The organism is Gracilibacillus halophilus YIM-C55.5, assembly GCF_000359605.1.
Classification (GTDB): Bacteria; Bacillota; Bacilli; order Bacillales; family Amphibacillaceae; genus Gracilibacillus; species Gracilibacillus halophilus.
The window spans coordinates 1-19,851 of sequence record NZ_APML01000010.1; the positions used below are offsets into that span (position 1 = coordinate 1).

At 37.9% G+C, this 19,851-nt stretch carries 18 protein-coding genes, 1 riboswitch and 1 other annotated feature; of the genes, 15 read left to right on the forward strand and 3 right to left on the reverse strand.

All coding sequences use genetic code 11. The annotated features are described in order from the left end of the window. Positions 1-76 precede the first annotated feature (76 nt). Positions 77-556, reverse strand: coding sequence for a LiaI-LiaF-like domain-containing protein (locus tag J416_RS02545; protein ID WP_003464202.1), 480 nt, complete (start codon positions 554-556; stop codon positions 77-79). 219 nt (positions 557-775) lie between these two features. Between J416_RS02545 and hemA the strand changes: the two genes are divergently transcribed. The 8 genes from hemA (at position 776) to J416_RS02585 (ending at position 9,290) form a co-directional block, all read left to right on the forward strand. Then, positions 776-2,137: a glutamyl-tRNA reductase gene (gene hemA / locus J416_RS02550; protein ID WP_003464203.1), complete on the forward strand. Its 1,362-nt coding sequence runs from the start codon at positions 776-778 to the stop codon at positions 2,135-2,137. A 19-nt stretch (positions 2,138-2,156) separates the two neighbouring features. Continuing rightward, positions 2,157-2,975: a cytochrome C assembly family protein gene (locus tag J416_RS02555; protein WP_003464204.1), complete on the forward strand. Its 819-nt coding sequence runs from the start codon at positions 2,157-2,159 to the stop codon at positions 2,973-2,975. A gap of 20 nt (positions 2,976-2,995) precedes the next feature. Further along, on the forward strand, positions 2,996-3,931 hold the full coding sequence (hemC, locus tag J416_RS02560; protein WP_003464205.1) for a hydroxymethylbilane synthase: 936 nt from the start codon (positions 2,996-2,998) through the stop codon (positions 3,929-3,931). Further along, a complete protein-coding gene (locus J416_RS02565; RefSeq protein ID WP_003464206.1) occupies positions 3,928-4,710 on the forward strand; it encodes a uroporphyrinogen-III synthase in 783 nt (260 codons plus the stop codon). Before hemC ends, J416_RS02565 begins: the two co-directional genes overlap by 4 nt. Then, positions 4,707-5,693: a porphobilinogen synthase gene (gene hemB, locus J416_RS02570; protein ID WP_003464207.1), complete on the forward strand. Its 987-nt coding sequence runs from the start codon at positions 4,707-4,709 to the stop codon at positions 5,691-5,693. Before J416_RS02565 ends, hemB begins: the two co-directional genes overlap by 4 nt. Positions 5,694-5,707: 14 nt before the next feature. Then, the gene (gene hemL, locus J416_RS02575) at positions 5,708-7,000 is read left to right on the forward strand and encodes a glutamate-1-semialdehyde 2,1-aminomutase (RefSeq protein WP_003464208.1); all 1,293 of its coding nucleotides are present in this window, start codon (positions 5,708-5,710) and stop codon (positions 6,998-7,000) included. Positions 7,001-7,145: 145 nt separating this feature from the next. Further along, positions 7,146-8,201, forward strand: a complete 1,056-nt coding sequence (gene spoVID / locus J416_RS02580; protein WP_003464212.1) for a stage VI sporulation protein D — start codon at positions 7,146-7,148, stop codon at positions 8,199-8,201. Positions 8,202-8,288: 87 nt separating this feature from the next. Continuing rightward, positions 8,289-9,290 carry a protein kinase family protein gene (locus tag J416_RS02585; RefSeq protein WP_003464214.1) on the forward strand — a complete coding sequence of 334 codons (1,002 nt, stop codon included), beginning with the start codon at positions 8,289-8,291 and terminating at the stop codon, positions 9,288-9,290. Here the strand turns inward: J416_RS02585 and J416_RS02590 are convergent. Next, positions 9,287-9,475: a hypothetical protein gene (locus J416_RS02590; protein ID WP_003464216.1), complete on the reverse strand. Its 189-nt coding sequence runs from the start codon at positions 9,473-9,475 to the stop codon at positions 9,287-9,289. The genes J416_RS02585 and J416_RS02590 overlap by 4 nt on opposite strands. Before the next feature lie 484 nt (positions 9,476-9,959). Continuing rightward, positions 9,960-10,054, forward strand: a riboswitch (cyclic di-GMP riboswitch). Positions 10,055-10,089: 35 nt separating this feature from the next. Here J416_RS02590 and sinI point away from each other — a divergent pair. From sinI to J416_RS02610, 5 genes are all read left to right on the forward strand, one after another. After that, positions 10,090-10,224, forward strand: a complete 135-nt coding sequence (sinI, locus tag J416_RS15270; RefSeq protein WP_003464217.1) for a DNA-binding anti-repressor SinI — start codon at positions 10,090-10,092, stop codon at positions 10,222-10,224. A 217-nt stretch (positions 10,225-10,441) separates the two neighbouring features. Beyond that, positions 10,442-11,656, forward strand: a complete 1,215-nt coding sequence (locus tag J416_RS02595) for an NAD(P)/FAD-dependent oxidoreductase (protein ID WP_003464219.1) — start codon at positions 10,442-10,444, stop codon at positions 11,654-11,656. Between the two features lie 245 nt (positions 11,657-11,901). Next, positions 11,902-12,552 (forward strand): ABC transporter ATP-binding protein, encoded by a 651-nt coding sequence (locus J416_RS02600; RefSeq protein ID WP_003464221.1) that lies wholly within the window; start codon positions 11,902-11,904, stop codon positions 12,550-12,552. After that, positions 12,536-13,315: an ABC transporter permease gene (locus tag J416_RS02605; RefSeq protein WP_003464223.1), complete on the forward strand. Its 780-nt coding sequence runs from the start codon at positions 12,536-12,538 to the stop codon at positions 13,313-13,315. The genes J416_RS02600 and J416_RS02605 overlap by 17 nt, the downstream gene beginning before the upstream one ends. Positions 13,316-13,371: 56 nt before the next feature. Continuing rightward, positions 13,372-13,597 (forward strand) — a binding site (T-box leader). A gap of 75 nt (positions 13,598-13,672) precedes the next feature. After that, the gene (locus J416_RS02610) at positions 13,673-16,324 is read left to right on the forward strand and encodes a valine--tRNA ligase (RefSeq protein ID WP_003464226.1); all 2,652 of its coding nucleotides are present in this window, start codon (positions 13,673-13,675) and stop codon (positions 16,322-16,324) included. Between the two features lie 244 nt (positions 16,325-16,568). Here the strand turns inward: J416_RS02610 and J416_RS02615 are convergent, their stop codons facing one another. Continuing rightward, entirely contained in the window at positions 16,569-17,450 is an 882-nt protein-coding gene (locus J416_RS02615) for an ATP-grasp domain-containing protein (RefSeq protein ID WP_003464229.1), read from the reverse strand. Between the two features lie 69 nt (positions 17,451-17,519). On the opposite strand from J416_RS02615, the gene J416_RS02620 reads away from it, so the two are divergent. Continuing rightward, positions 17,520-18,797: a bifunctional folylpolyglutamate synthase/dihydrofolate synthase gene (locus J416_RS02620; protein ID WP_003464231.1), complete on the forward strand. Its 1,278-nt coding sequence runs from the start codon at positions 17,520-17,522 to the stop codon at positions 18,795-18,797. Between the two features lie 131 nt (positions 18,798-18,928). Continuing rightward, complete coding sequence (locus J416_RS02625) at positions 18,929-19,699, forward strand: prepilin peptidase (RefSeq protein WP_003464234.1); 771 nt, start codon at positions 18,929-18,931, stop codon at positions 19,697-19,699. The last annotated feature ends 152 nt before the right edge of the window (positions 19,700-19,851 follow it).

The following is a 19,851-nucleotide window of genomic DNA, read 5'->3' on the forward strand; positions in this document are numbered from 1 at the left end:
AGTCTCCGTATTTTGCCTACGCTTAATGTCAAATTGTTCGGATTTTTGCTCTTGCTATTTAGTTTTGTTCCAGCCTCTATCTCTTCCAAAGAATATAACCTCCGATAACGATTAAAATAACGGGCCAGAAGCGTTCAATCCAATTCATCGTTTCATAAATCCAGTCAAACCATTCAGGTGTACTGGAGGCAAATAAAGCAAATAGGGATAATCCCAACAAAATCAAGCCAGGTAATAACCCTTTTTTAAATTTCGTATAACGCAATAAAAATGCAAGACTTACGATTAATGTATACATTCCCCAATGATCAATCCAAAACGGATAGTAACGTAAGCTGTGAAAATGAATTCCCAATCCTAAAAGAAGTGCCCCAGGAAAAATGTTTTTATAATCTTTGGCAGAATACGCATAAAATAAGAAGGCAGCTCCAATAACGATTAAAAGGGTGGGCCAAGAGTAAAAGTCAGTTAATATAGGAAGCCTAAGTTCACGTAATAAGAAGAAGATGCCAATGCCAATCAAAAGGTATGCCATTAATTTATTTTTCTTGTTCACGGTTCCCCTCCTAACTTTCAGATTAAAATTATTATTATTTAAAATTGATTTCTTGATAAAATTTAATAGTTGTGGTAAAGTACAAATGAATGAAAAAGATCAATTGTCATTTTACCATAAACAGTACAACCTGTTCATAAAATCATCACTTCTTTTGAAAAAAAACATGTTATAATAAAGAAAAAGTTTCGCCTTTTGTTTTATTTGGGGGTAGATAATGTGCATATTGTAGCAGCAGGAATAAATTATCGTACCGCGCCGGTCGAAGTGAGAGAAATGCTTGCTTTTTCAGAGGATTCAGTCATTGATGCTATGCAAGAATTAAATCAACGAAAAAGTATTCTCGAAAATGTGATTATTTCCACTTGTAACCGGACTGAAGTATATGCAGTCGTTGATCAATTGCATACGGGACGTTATTTTATTAAGCAATTTTTAGCAGATTGGTTTAATATAGATAAAGAAGCCTTTACTGCACATCTCATATTTTATGAAAATGAAGCAGCAGTGGAACATTTATTTCGCTTAAGCTGTGGGTTAGATTCCATGATTATGGGTGAAACGCAAATTTTGGGGCAAGTCAAACAAACCTTTTTAACAGCACAAGAAGAGAAAATCACTGGCACCATTTTTAATGAATTATTTAAGCAGGCTATTACATTAGGTAAAAGAAGTCATCGAGAAACGGATATTGGTGAAAATGCTGTATCTGTCAGTTATGCAGCCGTTGAATTATCAAAGAAAATATTTTCTGAACTACATGATAAACACATTGTCATTATCGGTGCAGGGAAAATGGGTGAACTGGCCGCAAAAAATTTATATGGTCTCGGTGTCGGTGAGGTAACAGTTATAAACCGAACGGTAGAAAAAGCAAGAGAGTTGGCCAAACAATTTTACGGAAAAGCACAATCTACTGACCATTTAGCAGACACGCTCATCCAAGCTGATATTGTCATTAGTTCAACAGGTGCATCAGACTATATTGTGACGAAAGATTGGTATGACAACTTGCATGAAAAACGTAAGGGCAAACCGCTATTTTTTGTCGATATAGCTGTTCCAAGAGATTTAGATCCAGCTCTAGAAAACTTAGAAAATGTATTCCTTTATGATATCGATGACTTGCAACATGTCGTTGACTCCAATATGGAAGCGAGAAAGAAAGCAGCTGAAACTGTAGAGTTATGGATCGAAGAAGAAATTGTTGCGTTTCAATCTTGGATTCAAACGTTAGGTGTCGTTCCCGTTATCACAGCATTGCGAGAACAAGCTCTGTCCATTCAACAAGAAACGATGAATAGCATTGAGAGAAAGATGCCTAACTTAACGGAACGAGAACGAAAAGTGCTTAACAAACATACGAAGAGTATTGTCAACCAGATGTTAAAGCAGCCTATTTTACAAGCAAAAGAATTTGCTGGACAGAAAGATGCGGATGAGGCATTGGAATTATTTATGAAAATATTTAATATTGAAGATCGAGTGCAAGAAAATATTCAATCGACAGGAAAAAACCAAGTAATTGCTTTTGATAAAGGGAACAGTTCAGAACCTTTACCAAACGCGTCTACCAACTAATTAAGGAAGGTATTCCTTTATGCTGGAAGAACGGTTTATTCAGGAATGGATGTTGTTTTTATACGGTATAAGTGTCATTTTTTATTTTATTGATTTTCTTTACCAAAACCAGAGAGCGAATCGAGTCGCTTTCTGGCTACTTTCTATGGTTTGGTTGATGCAAACCATTTTTTTATTTATCGAAATGTTAACCGCTTCACAGATTCCGATCCAAACATTTAATGATGGGTTATATACGTACACATGGATTATGATTACTATTTCATTGATCATCCATAGAGTGTATCGGCTTGAGTTTTTTATGTTTTTTATGAGTGTGTTTGGCTTTATTGTTATGGTATTGCATATGATACGCTCGACACAGATTGTTGATGCTGAACAAATACCGTTTCTATTAGATGAAATGTTATTGGCACATATTGTGTCGGCGTTAACTGCTTATGGGCTCTTTACCGTTTCATTTATATTAGCGATGTTGTTTCATATGCAATATTACTTGTTAAAGCAAAAAAATAATTATAAATGGTTGAGGCGATTTCAAGATTTAGAGGGCTTGGAGAGACGAGCGTTTCACTTTATTGTCTTAGCAGAACCATTATTACTGCTATCGATTATTTTAGGTGTTGTCTGGGCGTATATGACCGGGACGGAATTTTATTGGGGCGATAGTAAAACAATTGGGTCAATGATTGTTTTAGTGCTCTATGGTTGGTATATTTACCGGCGTATTCGTCGAAATGATCGAGGAAAAGCTATACTAAGGCTCAACTTATTTTGTTTTTGTATATTATTAATTAATTTTTTCTTATTTAACACGTTATCGAATTTTCACTTTTGATAGAGAGGAGCATCTAGTGCATGCGCAAAATTGTCATAGGCTCAAGAAGAAGTAATTTGGCATTAAAACAATCCGAATGGGTGATTGATCAGCTGAAGAAGCTAACTGGTGATACGTATGAATTTGAAATTAAAAAAATCGTAACAAAAGGTGATCAAATCTTGAATACAACACTTTCCAAAGTAGGTGGAAAGGGGTTATTTGTAAAGGAAATCGAAAATGCGATGTATGATAAGGAAATTGATTTTGCTGTTCATAGTATGAAAGACATGCCATCTGAATTGCCTGAAGGATTAGTGATTGGCTCGATACCTGAACGGGAAGATCATCGAGATGCGTTGATTTCCAATGATCATGTTCGCTTTCATGATTTACCAGAAGGATCGATCATCGGGACGAGTAGTTTACGACGCGGGTCACAAATGTTAGCTGCTAGACCAGATGTAAAAGTGCAGTGGATACGTGGAAATATTGAAACGCGATTACGAAAATTAAAAGAAGAAGATTTTGATGCGATTGTTTTAGCTACCGCTGGATTGAAACGAATGGGTTGGAGCGAAGAAATTGTTACCGAATACCTTGAACCAGATGTTTGTGTACCAGCTGTGGGGCAAGGAGCATTAGCAATCGAGTGTCGCGAAGATGACCATGATTTATTGGATCTGTTACAGCAAATTAATGATGACTATACAACAAAGACGGTGATGGCTGAACGTACATTTCTACATCTATTAAATGGTGGATGTTCAGTGCCTATTGGTGGATATGCTGATCTTGATGGGGACACGATTACGTTAACAGCGTTAGTCGCTAGCTCTGATGGAAAAACCGTTTTAACCGAGACGGTGTCGGGAACTGATCCCGAAGCTGTTGGAAGAGAAGCAGCAGAAAAATTACAATCTAGAGGTGCACAAGAGCTTGTCGATGAAGCGATCGCGGAGAATGAGCAAGAATGAGTCCCCCACTGCAAAATAAGAATGTGTTAGTTACACGAGCGAAGGGACAAGCAGCATCTCTTATAGACTTGTTGAATCATAACGGAGCTGAAGTATATCATGCTCCGTTAATTCGGTTTGAACCAGTGATCACACCGATGAATGATCAAGCATTGACACGTTTAGCCAGTCAAGATGATTGGTTGTTCTTTACAAGTACTAATACAGTTCATTTTTTTCACCAATATTGTAAAAGGCTAAATATTCACGTACACAACCGAATCGCAGCAGTGGGAAAGAAAACAGCTACACTGTTACATCAGCTAGGGTATCAAGTTGACTTCAAACCGAGTATTTATCAAGGTACGGTGATGGTTGAGGAATTTGTAGCAACGTATGGCAATCAGCATCGAGTGACTTTGTTATCAGGGGAAAAAGCGAGGGCGGATATTCCCAATCGCCTGAAACAAAAGCAAGTTGATTTTCAAAAAATCGTCATTTATCGTACAATGATGAATAGAGCATCACAAGATACATTACAGCATTTCATTGAACATATAGGCATAGATGCATGTTTTTTTACCAGTCCTTCAACCGTACAAGCTTTTTTGAAATTATTACATACGAATACGATTTCAAGGCAAAAAGACCATTTGTTATGTGTGGCTATCGGTAGTACAACAGCAAACGAATTAGAAAATCGTCAGTTTCAAAACATTATTTACCCTGATCAGTTTACGACAGAAGCAATGGTTGATTGTCTCATTGAATATTATCAGAGAGAAGGTGATTCCCCTTGACAAATCATAAATTTGACAGACATCGAAGACTCCGACGTTCTCCTGTGATGCGTTCATTTGTAAGGGAAACAAAAGTCCAAGTGAATGATTTGGTGTATCCTTTGTTTGTGGTAGAAGGTGAAAAGATGAAGAAGGAAGTCCCTTCTATGCCAGGCGTATATCAAATTTCATTGGATTATCTAGATGAAGAGATTGACGAATTACAAGATTTAGGAATTCCTAGTATTTTACTTTTCGGTATTCCAAAAGAAAAAGATGACGTAGGCTCTGGTGCTTATGATCCCAATGGAATTGTTCAACAGGCAATTCGTCAAATTAAACAAAAAACAGACGATCTATTAGTGATTGCCGATACATGTCTTTGTGAGTATACAGATCATGGTCATTGTGGTGTGATTCATAACCATGATGTTGATAACGACCAGTCACTCCCACTTCACGTACAAACGGCAATTACGCAAGCAGAAGCAGGTGCTGATATTATTGCTCCATCGAATATGATGGACGGCTTTGTAACCGAAATTCGTCAAGGACTTGATGAAGCGGGTTATAAAGAAATTCCGATTATGTCATATGCTGTTAAGTACGCGTCCGCTTTTTATGGGCCGTTTCGTGATGCTGCTGATAGTAGTCCGCAATTTGGTGACCGAAAAACATATCAAATGGATCCAGCGAATCGCTTAGAAGCCTTGCGAGAGGCAGCAACAGATGTGGAAGAAGGAGCCGATTTTCTTATTGTCAAGCCAGCATTAAGTTATATGGATGTAATTCGCGAGGTTCGAAATGCACACCATGTCCCAGTTGTCGCCTATAATGTGAGCGGAGAATATTCCATGGTAAAAGCAGCTAGTCAAAATGGTTGGATCGATGAGAAAGAGGTTGTGTTAGAGAAAATAACGGCGATGAAACGCTCAGGAGCAGATATCGTGATCACATATTTCGCAAAAGACGTTGCTAAATGGTTAAAGGAAAATGATCAATAAGGAAGGTGTCAAACATGGGTACAAATCAAAAATCTGTAGATGCATTCAAAAAAGCTGTTGAAGTAATGCCAGGTGGTGTGAATTCACCAGTTCGTGCGTTTCGATCAGTGGGTATGGATCCGATCTTTATGGAACAAGGGAAAGGGTCTCAAATTACTGATATTGATGGAAATGAGTATATTGACTATGTTCTAAGTTGGGGACCATTAATTTTAGGACATGCTGATGATCGTGTTGTAACGAAATTAAAAGAAGTTACGGAAAAAGGAACCAGCTTCGGTGCTCCGACCGAAGTTGAAAACGAACTAGCACAGCTTGTGATTGACCGCGTACCTTCAATTGAAATGTTACGGATGGTGAATTCAGGTACAGAAGCGACAATGAGTGCGCTACGATTGGCTAGAGGTTATACAGGAAAAAATAAAATCTTAAAGTTTGAAGGCAATTATCATGGACATGGTGACTCTTTATTAATCAAGGCTGGTTCTGGTGTAGCAACATTAGGTTTACCAGATAGCCCAGGTGTACCTGAAAGTACAGCACAGCATACAATTACGGTCCCGTATAATGATTTAGAAAGCTTGCGCTATGCATTTGAACAATATGGTGATGATATTGCTGCTGTTATTGTTGAGCCCGTATCTGGAAATATGGGTGTTGTCCCGCCTCAAGGCGAATTTTTACAACAATTGCGTAATATTACGACAGATCATGGCTCCTTGCTTGTCTTTGATGAAGTGATGACTGGTTTTCGTGTCGGTTATCATTGTGCACAAGGTCATTTTAATGTAACACCAGACCTTACTTGTTTAGGAAAAGTTATCGGTGGTGGTCTTCCTGTCGGTGCGTATGGTGGCAAACGTGAAATTATGGAAAAAATCGCGCCAACTGGTGATATTTATCAAGCAGGTACGCTATCAGGTAATCCACTTGCCATGACGGCAGGGCTTGAAACGTTAAAAGCGATGACAAAAGAAGAATATCAATCCATTAATGAAAAGATTGATCGATTAGTGGAAGGCTATCAACGGGCAGCTGAGAAGTACGATGTGAATATTCAAATCAATCGAGCAGGTTCCATGCTTGGAATATTCTTTGCTGATGAACCTGTTGTGAATTATGAAACAGCGAACAATTCAGACCTTGAAGCATTTGCCACCTATTATCGAACCATGGTAGCAGAAGGTATCTTTTTACCACCATCTCAGTTTGAAGGCATATTTTTATCCACTGCTCATACGGATGAAGATATAGACAAAACCATTCAAGCTGTAGATCAAGCATTCGCTGCCATCGCAAAATCATAACATCATGTAAAAAGAGAGCTTACTCTTATTATTAGAGTGGGCTCTCTTTTTTTATCGTGGTAAGCAAAGCATAATCGGAGAAGTTGTCACATATATTGTAACCGAGGAGCTGGTCCGTTAAAGGATTTAAGTGAGGGGGAATTTGATGTCAGACACTTTTTCATTTCCATTAAATGAAACGATTGCTTTTCATCCAGAACAAGAAGTGGAGGAAATGTTAGGAATTGCATTAGAACCGGTCATTTCGATTCAAGAAATGGATGATGTTGTTTCGCTCCGAGGTGTAATGGAATTAAAAGGAGAGTATAAAAAAGGAGAAAATGATCAAGTTGATCGCTCAATTTCGGCTGATTCACCTTATGCAGAACGAATAGAGAATCTATCCGATGATATTTGTGAATTTTTTCATAAGTTTATTGTAGATGTACAGATTCCAATGGAACGAGTGGCCAATGTGGAAGATGTCGAAATTGAAATCGAACATTTTGACTATTCATTACGATCATCACAAGAAATGAAAATCGAAGCCAATCTACAGATTCATGGCATAAACGATGAGGAAGTCACAAGTTCATTGGCTGAAGATACACTAGAAGCATTCTCAGACACAAGAGAATCAGCAAACAACGATGGGGAGGTGTTCCAATTTACTGTAAATGAAGATCGTCAATTAGAAGAGAATGAACAGCCATATGACGAACAAGAAAACGAATTGGAACCGAATACTGATGAAAAACTAGAATATGAAAGAAATGAAGAAAAACAGCGTGCTATAGAGGAAGTAGAAGCAGAAGATCGGGAAGAAGCAGAAGATACACCCTCTAGAGAAGCAAGTGAAGCCAATAGCATGAACGAAGAAGATAACAACGTTGGAGATATAACATCTCGTGAAGGAGAGAAAGAGGAAGAAGAAGAGCCTGTTTTGGAAGAAGATGAAAAAGATTCGGATACACTTCATGTGCAAGGGCGTCGAGATCAAATTCCTGATGATTCTAGTTATTTACTTCATATATTTGCTGATGAAGAAGAATCATCTTATTCTCGTTTAAAATTGTATATTGTTCAACCCGAAGATCACATTGAAAAAATTGCAGAAAAATATAATACTTCTGCCAATAGTATTTTGAGAACGAATCGTTTAGATGAAGATGAATTAGCGGAAGGGCAACTCATTTACATTCCAGTATCTTCAGCGGAATAGCGAATAATCCCTTGGCAATTACATTGGCAAGGGATTTTCTATGTTTCTTCCTATAGTCATTTCATGATTGAAAAAGGAGGGATTGCCTTGAATGATATAAATCTCACAAAGTACTATCCGATTCAGCCCATTGATCAATTCACAATAACGGATCGTATCACTCAAGTGCGAACAAAAGATCAATTATACGCATTGCGAAAGGCAAGGTTATCAATAAGTGATGTCGGTAGATGGGAGGCGCTCTGTCAATTTGTTCAACAACAATATATTTATGGTTATATTCCTGTTTACCAAACTCATCAACAGACATTCTATGTTGTAGAACATGATACGGTATATTATTTAATGCCGTGGATAGAAACGAATATTCCTGAACAAGACCAACCTATACACGAATATGCTGATATATTTCATTCGTTAGGCAAATTACATGCTTCAACATGGCAAAAACAAAACCTTAATCGAAGTCAATTACAGAATTTAGATCACAATTCCTCATTTATACAAACGATTCGAGAACAGCTACTATCGATGATACGCTTTTTTGAAGCCAAACGATTTATGTCTCCACTTGAATTGCAAGCCTGCATGTATTATCGCGATATTGAAACAGTGATTAATGAAGTGGAACACTGGCAGAACTTTTATCAGGAAGCTCTGCAGCAAACAGATTATGTTCATTATTGTTTATGTCATGGTCATGTGAAACCTTCACATCATTTACACGGGAGAAACCATCAATTTTTTATTAATTATGAGTTTTCACAGTTTGCCTCCCCCATTTCAGACTTAGCCCAATATTTTTCGCACGTATTTACGTATCATGATACAGATCTCGAAAAACTTCAAGAAGGTTTCATGATTTATCAACAATACTTACCCATCAATGATGTAGAAAAAACTCTCTTAATCATCCAATTATTATCTCCACTTAACTATCTGCAACAATTACACGATTATGTGCAACAATCAGAAACCCCCCTCGTTCAACAAGTGATTCAATTGGAGCAAGAATATCGAAGGCTTATGTTTGCTCTTGAATGGCAAGAGTTAATGCAAGGATCCTTATCATTACAAGAAGAAGCTTAAATCCATTCCAACTGAAAGGCGACAAAAATGCCAATTAATATGCCAAGTAATAATACATCAAAAGTAGTTGGGAGGAAGATGGTGCGTATACTTTGAAAAATAACAATTGGAAGAATGCACCTTTCGCAGACGAAAATCCATTCTCTAGCCCATGGTGGTAGACGATACCGGTAATATCGTGACATCTTTTTCCCTCCAGTTTCTGTTTGGTGTATCATATGCATCCAGACATCGCATGTGCTACTTGGTTATATAGTAAAAGAGTACTTATCATATTTTATGAAATTGTTACGCTTTTTTGCAGGAATTATCCATCTTTATCTAGAATATGTTATAGAAATGATCAAAGTACAAAAGTCCTAACTTATGAATGAATTTGAAACAGGGTTCGGAGGTGTTCGAAGGTGTAGCTCATCATTCAAATTAAGTATTGATTAAGAAAATTGTACCTTGAGTAATATGTAATGGCTGTGCCTTTTGTCTTATATATGATACAATCGTTTTAGTTGGCAAAGTGAATAATATTGGTTTATAATGTCATAATATAGTTCAAATGGATGATTTTGAATGAGGAAGTAACCTAATAAATATTATTTCCTAACAATGTACTCATATTTCACTGCTGTAATTGGTTTATATGAATCAATTGATCTTTTAGTATATTGAATCATCAGAAAAAGGCAAACCTATTGAAAGATAGGGACGCAAAGTTACAGATCCGTAATGACTCTTATTTTGAGTGATTGGATGGCTGAACTGCCTGAAATACATCAGTGTATTTTAGGAGGGAATACGTGCAATGGATATACGATCGAGAAAAGATGCTGATTGGATTTATTTAATGTTGAAGGCGAAAGAATCTGGAAAATCAAAGGATGAAGTGAAAGAATTTATCCAACAAAACAAAAGCAAGACGCTAATGAACGATCGATAAATATACAATTAACCCCTCATCTTTTAGGTGAGGGTCTCATTTATGTCTAATTTGAAGAGTCGAATGGTTCTTTGATATAATTTACTTGCACATCCAACAAATTCTAGGTGTTATACATATTTCAAGATAAAGAATGAATACTATGATATGACAAAAGTGGCACGATAAAGGTGAACACATATAGTTATGAATATTTTTAAGAGAGGGCGGATTCATTTTGAGTACAAATAAGCCAAGAATAATCATCTTAGGTGCAGGTTATGCAGGAATGATGACATCGAAACGGTTAACTCAACAATTCGCACCAGAAGAAGCGGAGATTGTATTAGTTAACAAACACAACTACCATTATCAAACGACGTGGTTACATGAAGTGGCAGCAGGAACAATAGATGTGAATCGTTCTCGTATTATGATTAAAGATGTCGTTGATACCAATCGAGTGACACTGATTCAAGATACTGTTGTAAATATTAACAAAGAAGAAAAAACAGTCGAATTAATGAATGACCAGCTTTCATATGATTATTTGGTCGTAGCACTTGGTTTTGAGAAAGCTACATTTGGCATTCCTGGGATGGATAAACACGCATTCTCCATCCAAAGCGTAGATTCCAGTCGACTGATACGTGATCATATTGAATACAATTTTGCAAAATATAAAAATATGGATAACCCGAGTGAAGATTTATTAACGATTGTAGTGGGTGGAGCTGGTTTTACAGGAACTGAGTTTGTAGGTGAATTAGCAGAACGTATACCAGTTCTATGCAAAAAGTATGATATTCCACGAAATAAAGTGAAAATTATTGATGTTGAAGCAATGCCGAATGTACTACCTGGTTTTGATGAAGAATTAGCCGATTATGCTCAACGTTCATTAACAGCGAGAGGTATTACGTTCAAGTTAAACACGATGATTAAAGAAGTGAAAGAAGATCGCGTAATTGTTGGAGAAGAGGAAGAAGAAATTCCAGCAGGCACGATTGTATGGACAGGTGGTGTACAGGCGAACCATATTGTTGGTAAATCAGGATTTGAATTAACAAAAGGAAAAGTTAATGTTGATCCAACCCTGCGAGCTCCAGGACACGAAGATGTGTTTATTCTAGGCGACTGCGCATGGGTAATGAATAAAGACACAGGGAAGCCATATCCACCAACAGCACAAATCGCGATTCAAGAAGCAGATACATGCGCCCATAACTTACGAGTTTCAATCTTTGGCGGTACATTAGAAGAATTTGATTTTGACGACAAAGGTCAAGTCGCTTCTTTAGGCGGTAGCGATGCAATGGGTAGAGTATTTGATGGACGTAAATTATATGGTATGCAAGCCAAAGTGATGAAACATGTTGTTGATGATCGTTATTTATACTTACTTGGTGGTCCAAAGTTAGTCTTGAAAAAGGGGAAATTCCGTCCATTCTAGAGATGGATTCTTTTCAGAAGAAGGAGGATCTAAAATGAAAAATACGTTAATTTATACGTTTCTCACTGTTTTAGCTACGATTGCTTACGTGTTTGTGTCACGAAAAATGGAAGATACAAGAGATTTTCGTTAATTAATGGGAGAGTAGATACTAATGATATGATAGTGTCTACTCTTTTCTATGCATGTAGATGTATCTGCGCACTTTGCATAACCGACGGTCGTGTAACCGATAGGAGGCTATCATGTTTGAATTGAAGCAAGTAACATATCAAGACATACTTCAGATTGATCAACTAGTTATTCCCAGTCAAAAGATCACCTGTTTATTTGGTGAAAGTGGTAGTGGTAAATCAACACTACTTAGATTATTGAACCATATGATTACGCCCGACGAGGGAGATGTGTTGTATCAAGGAGATGATATAGAAAAGATAGATCCAGTTCAACTAAGACGAAACGTTGTTATGTTAGGACAAGACCCAGTCATGTTCGAGGGTACGGTGAAGGATAATTTATTGATAGGCGTGCGTCTGGCAGAAAAGGATGAGCCGCGTTCATCCACTCTGAAGTCAATGTTAACGGATTTGCAATTACATAAATCACTAGATGATGATGCGTCAAAACTGTCAGGTGGTGAAAAACAACGCGTGGCATTAGGTAGAGTCTTATTAATGGATGCAAAAGTCTATTTATTCGATGAACCGACATCGGCTTTGGATGACGATACTGAAGATGTGGTCATGGACTATGTAACTGAATATATTCAACAGAAACGACAAACCGCTGTGATGGTGACGCATTCGAAAGAGATTGCTGATAGGTATGCTGATCAAATGATTTATATGACTGAAATCCAGTCACAACGAGGTGAACCACATGGATCAAATGCTTGAAATTTCAATACTTCAATTAATCTCAGCTTATTTATTTATTGTCATTTTACTGTTCATCGTCCGTCTGCGAAAAATACCGCGTGAAAAAGAGATCATTATTGCGACGCTTCGGATGACGATTCAACTTGTGCTAGTCGGTTATGTACTCATGTTTATCTTTGAAAATGAAAGATGGTACTATTCGATTATCGTGTTAACGATTATGGAGACATTTGCCGTTTTTAATATTTATAAGCGAACGAAGCAACCTTTAAGTAATCATTTAAAGAAGATGATTGCACTTTCCATGGTTGCAGGGACGCTTTTTGCTTTCTTTTATTTTGACTTTGTTGTTGTCCAATTTGCACCATGGTATGATCCACGATACTTTATTCCGATTGCTGGTATGCTTATTGGTAACTCGATGACCGGAATAACGCTGGGGGTTAGTGCTTTAGTTGAAGGGTTTTCTTCACGTAAGCAAGAAGTGGACGCTGCTTTGATGCTTGGTGCTACACCTAACCAAGCGTCGAAAGGGATTTTGAATCATGCATTTGATTCCGCGATTTTACCAACTATTAATAGTATGGTCGGTATGGGCATTGTTTTTTTACCAGGTATGATGACGGGGGTCATTCTTTCAGGCGCTAGTCCACTAGATGCTATTATGTATCAAATTGCTATTATGTTAGGGGTAACGGGGGCTGTGTCGATATCAGTCATTTTGTTTCTATATTTTGGATACAAAACGTTTTTCAATAAGTATTCCCAATTATCACAGTGACGAAGCTTGACGAAGGGGAACGATTTTGTATAGAATAACATATAATGAAATACATATTCATTGCGATGATGAGGAGGAGTACTTCATACTTTTCGTTAGAGAGGAAAGTCCATAGGCTGGAAGGCTTTCTCGAAAAAAGGTGAAGGAAGGTAGCCTTTGATGCAACTTTATTGAACGAGAGTAGATAAAGTCGGTTGAGCCGTTATCTCAGGAATTAAGTGTATAAGTATGTAACTTATAAACGAAGGTGGTACCGCGGAAAACATCCTTTTCGTCCTTTAACCAAAGGGCGGAGAGGATTTTTTTTATGCTTCGTTTATTAGGATAGCATTTTATAGATAAAAAGGAGGAATTATTATGTCTCAACAGGGCGATGTAAATTTACCACCGAAATATGACCCACAGGCGGTAGAAAAAGGGCGTTATCAATATTGGGTTGATAACAAATTGTTTGAAGCAGAAGGCGATACAACGAAAGAACCATTTACCATTGTCATCCCACCACCAAATGTGACCGGCAAGTTACACATCGGTCACGCATGGGATACAACACTTCAAGATATTATTACACGAATTAAACGTATGCAAGGTTATGATGTCCTTTATTTACCTGGAATGGATCATGCAGGCATTGCGACACAAGCAAAAGTGGAAGCGAAACTTCGTGAAACTGGTGTGAGTCGTTATGAATTAGGACGCGAAAGCTTCTTACAACAAGCCTGGGATTGGAAAGAAGAATATGCTGAATTTATTCGTGAACAGTGGGCAAAGTTAGGTTTAGGTCTCGATTATTCACGCGAACGGTTTACATTAGATGACGGACTTTCGGATGCTGTTAGGGAAGTGTTTGTTCAATTATACGAGAAAGATTTAATTTATCGTGGAGAATACATCATTAATTGGGACCCTGCTACCCAAACAGCACTATCTGATATTGAAGTGGAATATAAAGATGTACAAGGGCATTTCTATCACATGAAATATCCACTAACAGATGGTACAGGTGATATTGAAGTGGCAACTACTCGACCGGAAACAATGCTTGGAGATACCGCAGTGGCTGTACATCCAGATGATGAACGTTATCAACATTTAATCGGCAAGACGGTGACATTACCGATCATTGGAAGAGAAATTGAAATTGTTGCCGACGATTATGTTGATATGGGATTTGGTTCTGGCGCTGTCAAGATTACACCAGCTCATGATCCGAACGACTTTGAATTAGGGAATCGTCATGATTTAGAGCGAGTCCTCGTCATGAATGAAGATGGTTCAATGAATGAAAATGCTGGCAAGTATCAAGGAATGGATCGCTTTGAATGTCGGAAACAAATTGTCAAAGACTTGCAAGAATCAGGTGTTCTTTTCAATATTGAAGAGCATATGCATGCGGTCGGGCATTCTGAACGAAGTGGTGCAGTCGTAGAACCTTATTTATCTACACAATGGTTTGTGAACATGCAACCATTAGCAGATGCAGCAGTAGAATTGCAACATGGATCTGATGAAGAAAAAGTTCATTTTATCCCTGATCGCTTTGAAAAAACGTACTTGCATTGGATGGAGAATATTCGCGATTGGTGTATTTCTCGGCAGCTTTGGTGGGGACACAGAATTCCTGCTTGGTATCATAAAGAAACGAAGGAGATGTATGTAGGAAAAGAAGCACCCGCAGATATTGAAAATTGGGAACAAGATGAAGATGTACTAGATACATGGTTCTCTTCTGCCCTATGGCCATTTTCTACGTTGAACTGGCCGGATACTGAAGATAAAGATTTTCAACACTTTTTCCCAACAAATACTCTCGTGACAGGATACGACATTATTTTCTTTTGGGTAGCACGCATGATTTTCCAATCCAAACATTTCAATGATCAACGGCCGTTTAAAGATGTGTTGATTCATGGACTCGTACGTGATGCAGAAGGAAGAAAAATGAGTAAATCACTAGGTAATGGTGTTGACCCAATGGACGTCGTTGATCAATATGGTGCAGACTCCTTACGCTATTTCCTAGCTACTGGATCAAGTCCTGGACAAGATGTGCGTTTCCATTGGGAAAAAGTTGAAGCGTCTTGGAATTTCATTAATAAAATTTGGAATGCCTCCCGTTTTGCTTTAATGAATATGGATGGTTTACGTTATGAAGATATTGATCTATCTGGTGATAAGTCGGTTGCAGATCATTGGATTTTAACTCGACTCAATGAAACGATCGAGCAAGTGACACGTAATGTTGATCGTTATGACTTTGGGGAAGCGGGTCGTTATTTATATAACTTTATTTGGGATGACTTCTGTGATTGGTACATTGAAATGGCGAAACTCCCGTTATATGGAGACGACGAAGCGGCAAAATTAACGACTCGTTCAATTTTAGCTTATACATTAGATCAAATGATGCGTATGCTTCATCCGTTTATGCCTTTTGTGACAGAAGAAATATGGCAGCAATTACCTCATGAGGGAGAATCGATCGTAACGGCCCATTGGCCAGTGGTGAACCAAGATTTAGCGAATAAAGCGACCGCTAATATTATGAAGAAATTGGTTGCGATTATTCGTTCAGTGCGTAATATTCGTGCGGAAGTTGATGCACCGTTATCAAAAGAAATACCGATCCTGATTCAAGCGGAGTCAGCAGAAACGAAAGTGCAATTAGAAGAAAATCGCGTGTATTTAGATCATTTCTGTAATCCAAGCGAATTAACCATTGCTACATCGATCCAAGCACCGGAAAAAGCAATGTCCGCTGTGGTAACTGGAGCAGAGATCTATTTACCGTTAGAAGGTTTAATTGATATTGAGAAAGAAGTAGCTCGATTAGAAGCAGAGCTAGAGAAGTTGAATCAAGAAGTGGAACGTGTTGATAAAAAGCTAGCGAATGATGGATTTGTCAATAAAGCACCGGCACATATCGTCGATGCAGAAAAGGAAAAACAGAAAGATTACATGGAAAAACGTGAGAAAGTCAAAACAAGAATCGACGAATTACAAAACTAGAACCTAAGGCAAAGAGACTGGGACAAAACCGAATCGCAAATCTGAAAACTGTACATTTTCTTGTAGCGGTAGTTTATCCAAGTAATAATGAATGTTCGAATTTTTCAATCTTTTGTCCCAGTCTCTTCTTCAATGATTTTTCATAGCTACATAGTTGCGACTACTCGAATGTTCGATGTGGTAACGCATATGTTTTTGTCGATTACATCCTTCGTTTTCGATCTTCCATTGACTTCTTTCAGCTTTAATCAGTTTGTTGTGTCATGATTTCGTGAATAATCACATCAGCCATGTTGATCCCAGTATGCTGTAAAATATTCCCGATATGTGCATTTGTATTTACTTCACAAACAATCGGTTGATGATCAGCACCAAATAGTAAATCGACACCTGCATAATGGGCGCCAACTGCATGAGAAGCTTGTATAGCAAGTGCTTGTTCTTGCTCAGTCGGCTGATACGCTTCAATTGTACTTCCTTGATAAACATTGGCACGAAAATCGTGACTTGATGTTCGTTTTAAACTGGCAACTACTTTTGATCCGACGACAAATAAACGTATATCGCGACCGTAACTTGACTGTATATATTCTTGGAAAACAAATGGTCGGTCTTTGATCGTTTCTACTAATGATAGCATCTCATCGTGATTCTTGACTAAGTATACTTGTTCGCCAAACGATCCATGTCCTTCTTTAATCACCATGGGGTAAGAAAGTTGTTCGGCAAGTTGGATATAACGCGCTCGATGAAATTCATTGATACCTGAGAAGACTTTGGGAGCGATAATCGTCTTTGGAATTGGAACCTTTTGTTTGGCCAAATATTGATACATAATGACTTTGTTATCACAATTCGCTATCGTCTCCGCACTGTTGTATAAAGGGATACCAAGCATTTCAAAAGTTCGAGCAAGTGCGATATCTTTATCGTTAAACACAACAAAATCAGGTAGATCATCTGTTTTTATTGAAATCCCCTGCCCGTCGAGTTGATACGGAATCTGATCATTTGCTTGTAGCGTTATTGGTATATTGTTCCGTCTACCTGCTTCTTGAATGGCTCGTGGAAATTGTAAAAACGCATCTGTCGCCAAATGACCATTATAAATTACCCATCCATGCATTTGCGTCCCTCCTATGACTCTTCTATAATACATGGTAAAACTCATTTTGAAAATAAGAAGGTGTAACAAATGCTTCAAACTTATAAAGAGGCAGAGGAATTTCTCTGGTCACGACGAGGTTTAGGAATCAAGCCGGGATTTGAGCGACTTGATATCTTATTGGAATACATTGATCATCCAGAAAATACTATTCCGACCATCCACATCGCAGGTACCAATGGAAAAGGGTCTACCTTGACGTTTATCGCCAATGCCCTGCAAGAAAATGGCTACCGTGTTGGCACATTTACTTCACCTGGCTTACCATCTGTACGTGATCATATGGCGATTAACCATCACACGATATCAAAAGCTGATTTTTTAATGTGTGTCAATCGATTGATTCCAATCATTCAACAAATGGATCATGAAAACCATGCTCCTACTGAATATGAAATTTTAATGGCGATAACATTGCTCTATTTTAAAGAAAACGTGGATATAGCAGTGATTGAAACCTGTATGGGAGGAAGAGAGGATGTCACCAATCGTGTAAACCCGATCGTTACCGTGATTACGACAGTAGGATATGACCATATGACTTTTCTTGGTCATCGTTTAATCGATATCGCATCCCATAAAGCGGGAATCATGAAAACAAATGTACCAGTCATTGTTGGCAACTTGCCCGAAGAAGCGTTAGCAGTTGTTGAGGAAAATGCAAAGCAAAAACAAGCACCGTCAATCGTTTATGATAAGGATTTTTTCATAACTGATAGACAATATACAAGGATCAAACAATCATTTACGATTCATACCAAAAATCATTGTTTCCCGTTATCCATTCAAATGGCCGGGGTCCATCAAACAGATAATGCAACACTCGCATTTATGGCTCTGCAATCGTTACAAGAGAGAGGATACGTGCTTCAAGAGGAAAAAATAGCGGATGCTTTTTACCGAACAGTATTACCATTACGTATAGAAAAAGTTCAGAAGTATCCGGACGTTCTTCTAGATGGCGCGCATAATACTGCGAGTACCGAACAGTTCGTGCATTCGATTGATCGAGATGATTATCAACATATTTATGTGTTATTTAGTGCGTTCCGTGATAAACAAGTAGATCAAATGCTAACGATTTTACAACAGCTAACGAATCACATCATTATAACAAGTTTCCCTCATCCGCGCAGTTTGTCAAGGAATGATCTCTCTAAAACAAATCATTCAATATATATAGAAGATGCGGAGGAGGCTTACCTAGCGATTAAGGACAAATTACAAAAAAATGACCTCTTCATCATCACTGGCTCACTCCATTTTGTATCATATATGCGACAACGTTTTTGGGACGTCGAAGACTAACTAGCATGATCCTTCATATAGATACGCGAAAAATCAAAATTTTTTAGTGGTGTTTTTCGTGTATAATGAATAATAGGGTAGCGGTGGCTGACCAAGTAGCCGCAAACTCACTAAAATGAGGAGGATGATAAATGGAAGTATTCTTGATGGTTATATTGTTTGTTCTTGGTTTATGCTTTGGGTCATTTTTTAATGTCGTTGGATTACGCATACCGAGAAACGAATTTCTTTCAACCCCGTATTCGGTTTGTCCAAACTGTGAAGAAAGGTTGCATTGGCGTGAATTGGTTCCTGTTGTCTCTTATTTGATCCAAAAGGGAAACTGCAAACATTGTCATGCTTCTATTTCATCGATTTACCCAGTGATAGAGCTATTAACGGGTATTCTCTTTGTCGCAAGCTACCTCGTCACCGATTCATATGTGGAACTAATAACTGTACTTGTGTTTTGTAGTCTCTTCTTAATCATTATTGTCACTGATCTTACCTATATGATCATCCCTAACCGCATTTTAATTAGTTTTCTTCCACTGTTTCTTTTGATGCGTATCATTTCTCCGTTAGATCCTTGGTGGTCAAGTATAGTTGGGTCAATCGTTGGCTATTTGATAATCGCTTTTGTTATTGCCATTTCAAAAGGCGGGATGGGGGCTGGAGATATGAAATTATTTGCGCTCATCGGTGTTTTCGTTGGTTTTCCGTCGATTTTTCTCACTATATTTCTAGCAACAATTTACGGTCTCTTATTTAGCTTAGTTATGCTTCTTCGTTCAAAGTTTTCCGTGTCGAAAGTAATCCCCTTTGGTCCTGCGATTGTTCTTGCTGGGTTAACGGTTTATCTCTATTCAAATCAAATAATTAAATGGTATGGTAGCCTCACTTCAATTCTTCTCTATCAGTAATTCGTCATTACATTTACAACATCCAAGGATATTTTTGGTATTGTCTATCTTTTGCTGAAAAGTGAACAAATGAATCTCTGGTTTTATAAGTAATGGATCGCGCTTAGTGTTGGCAAATGATGGTGAAAGAAGTCATTTTTTCGCATATATTA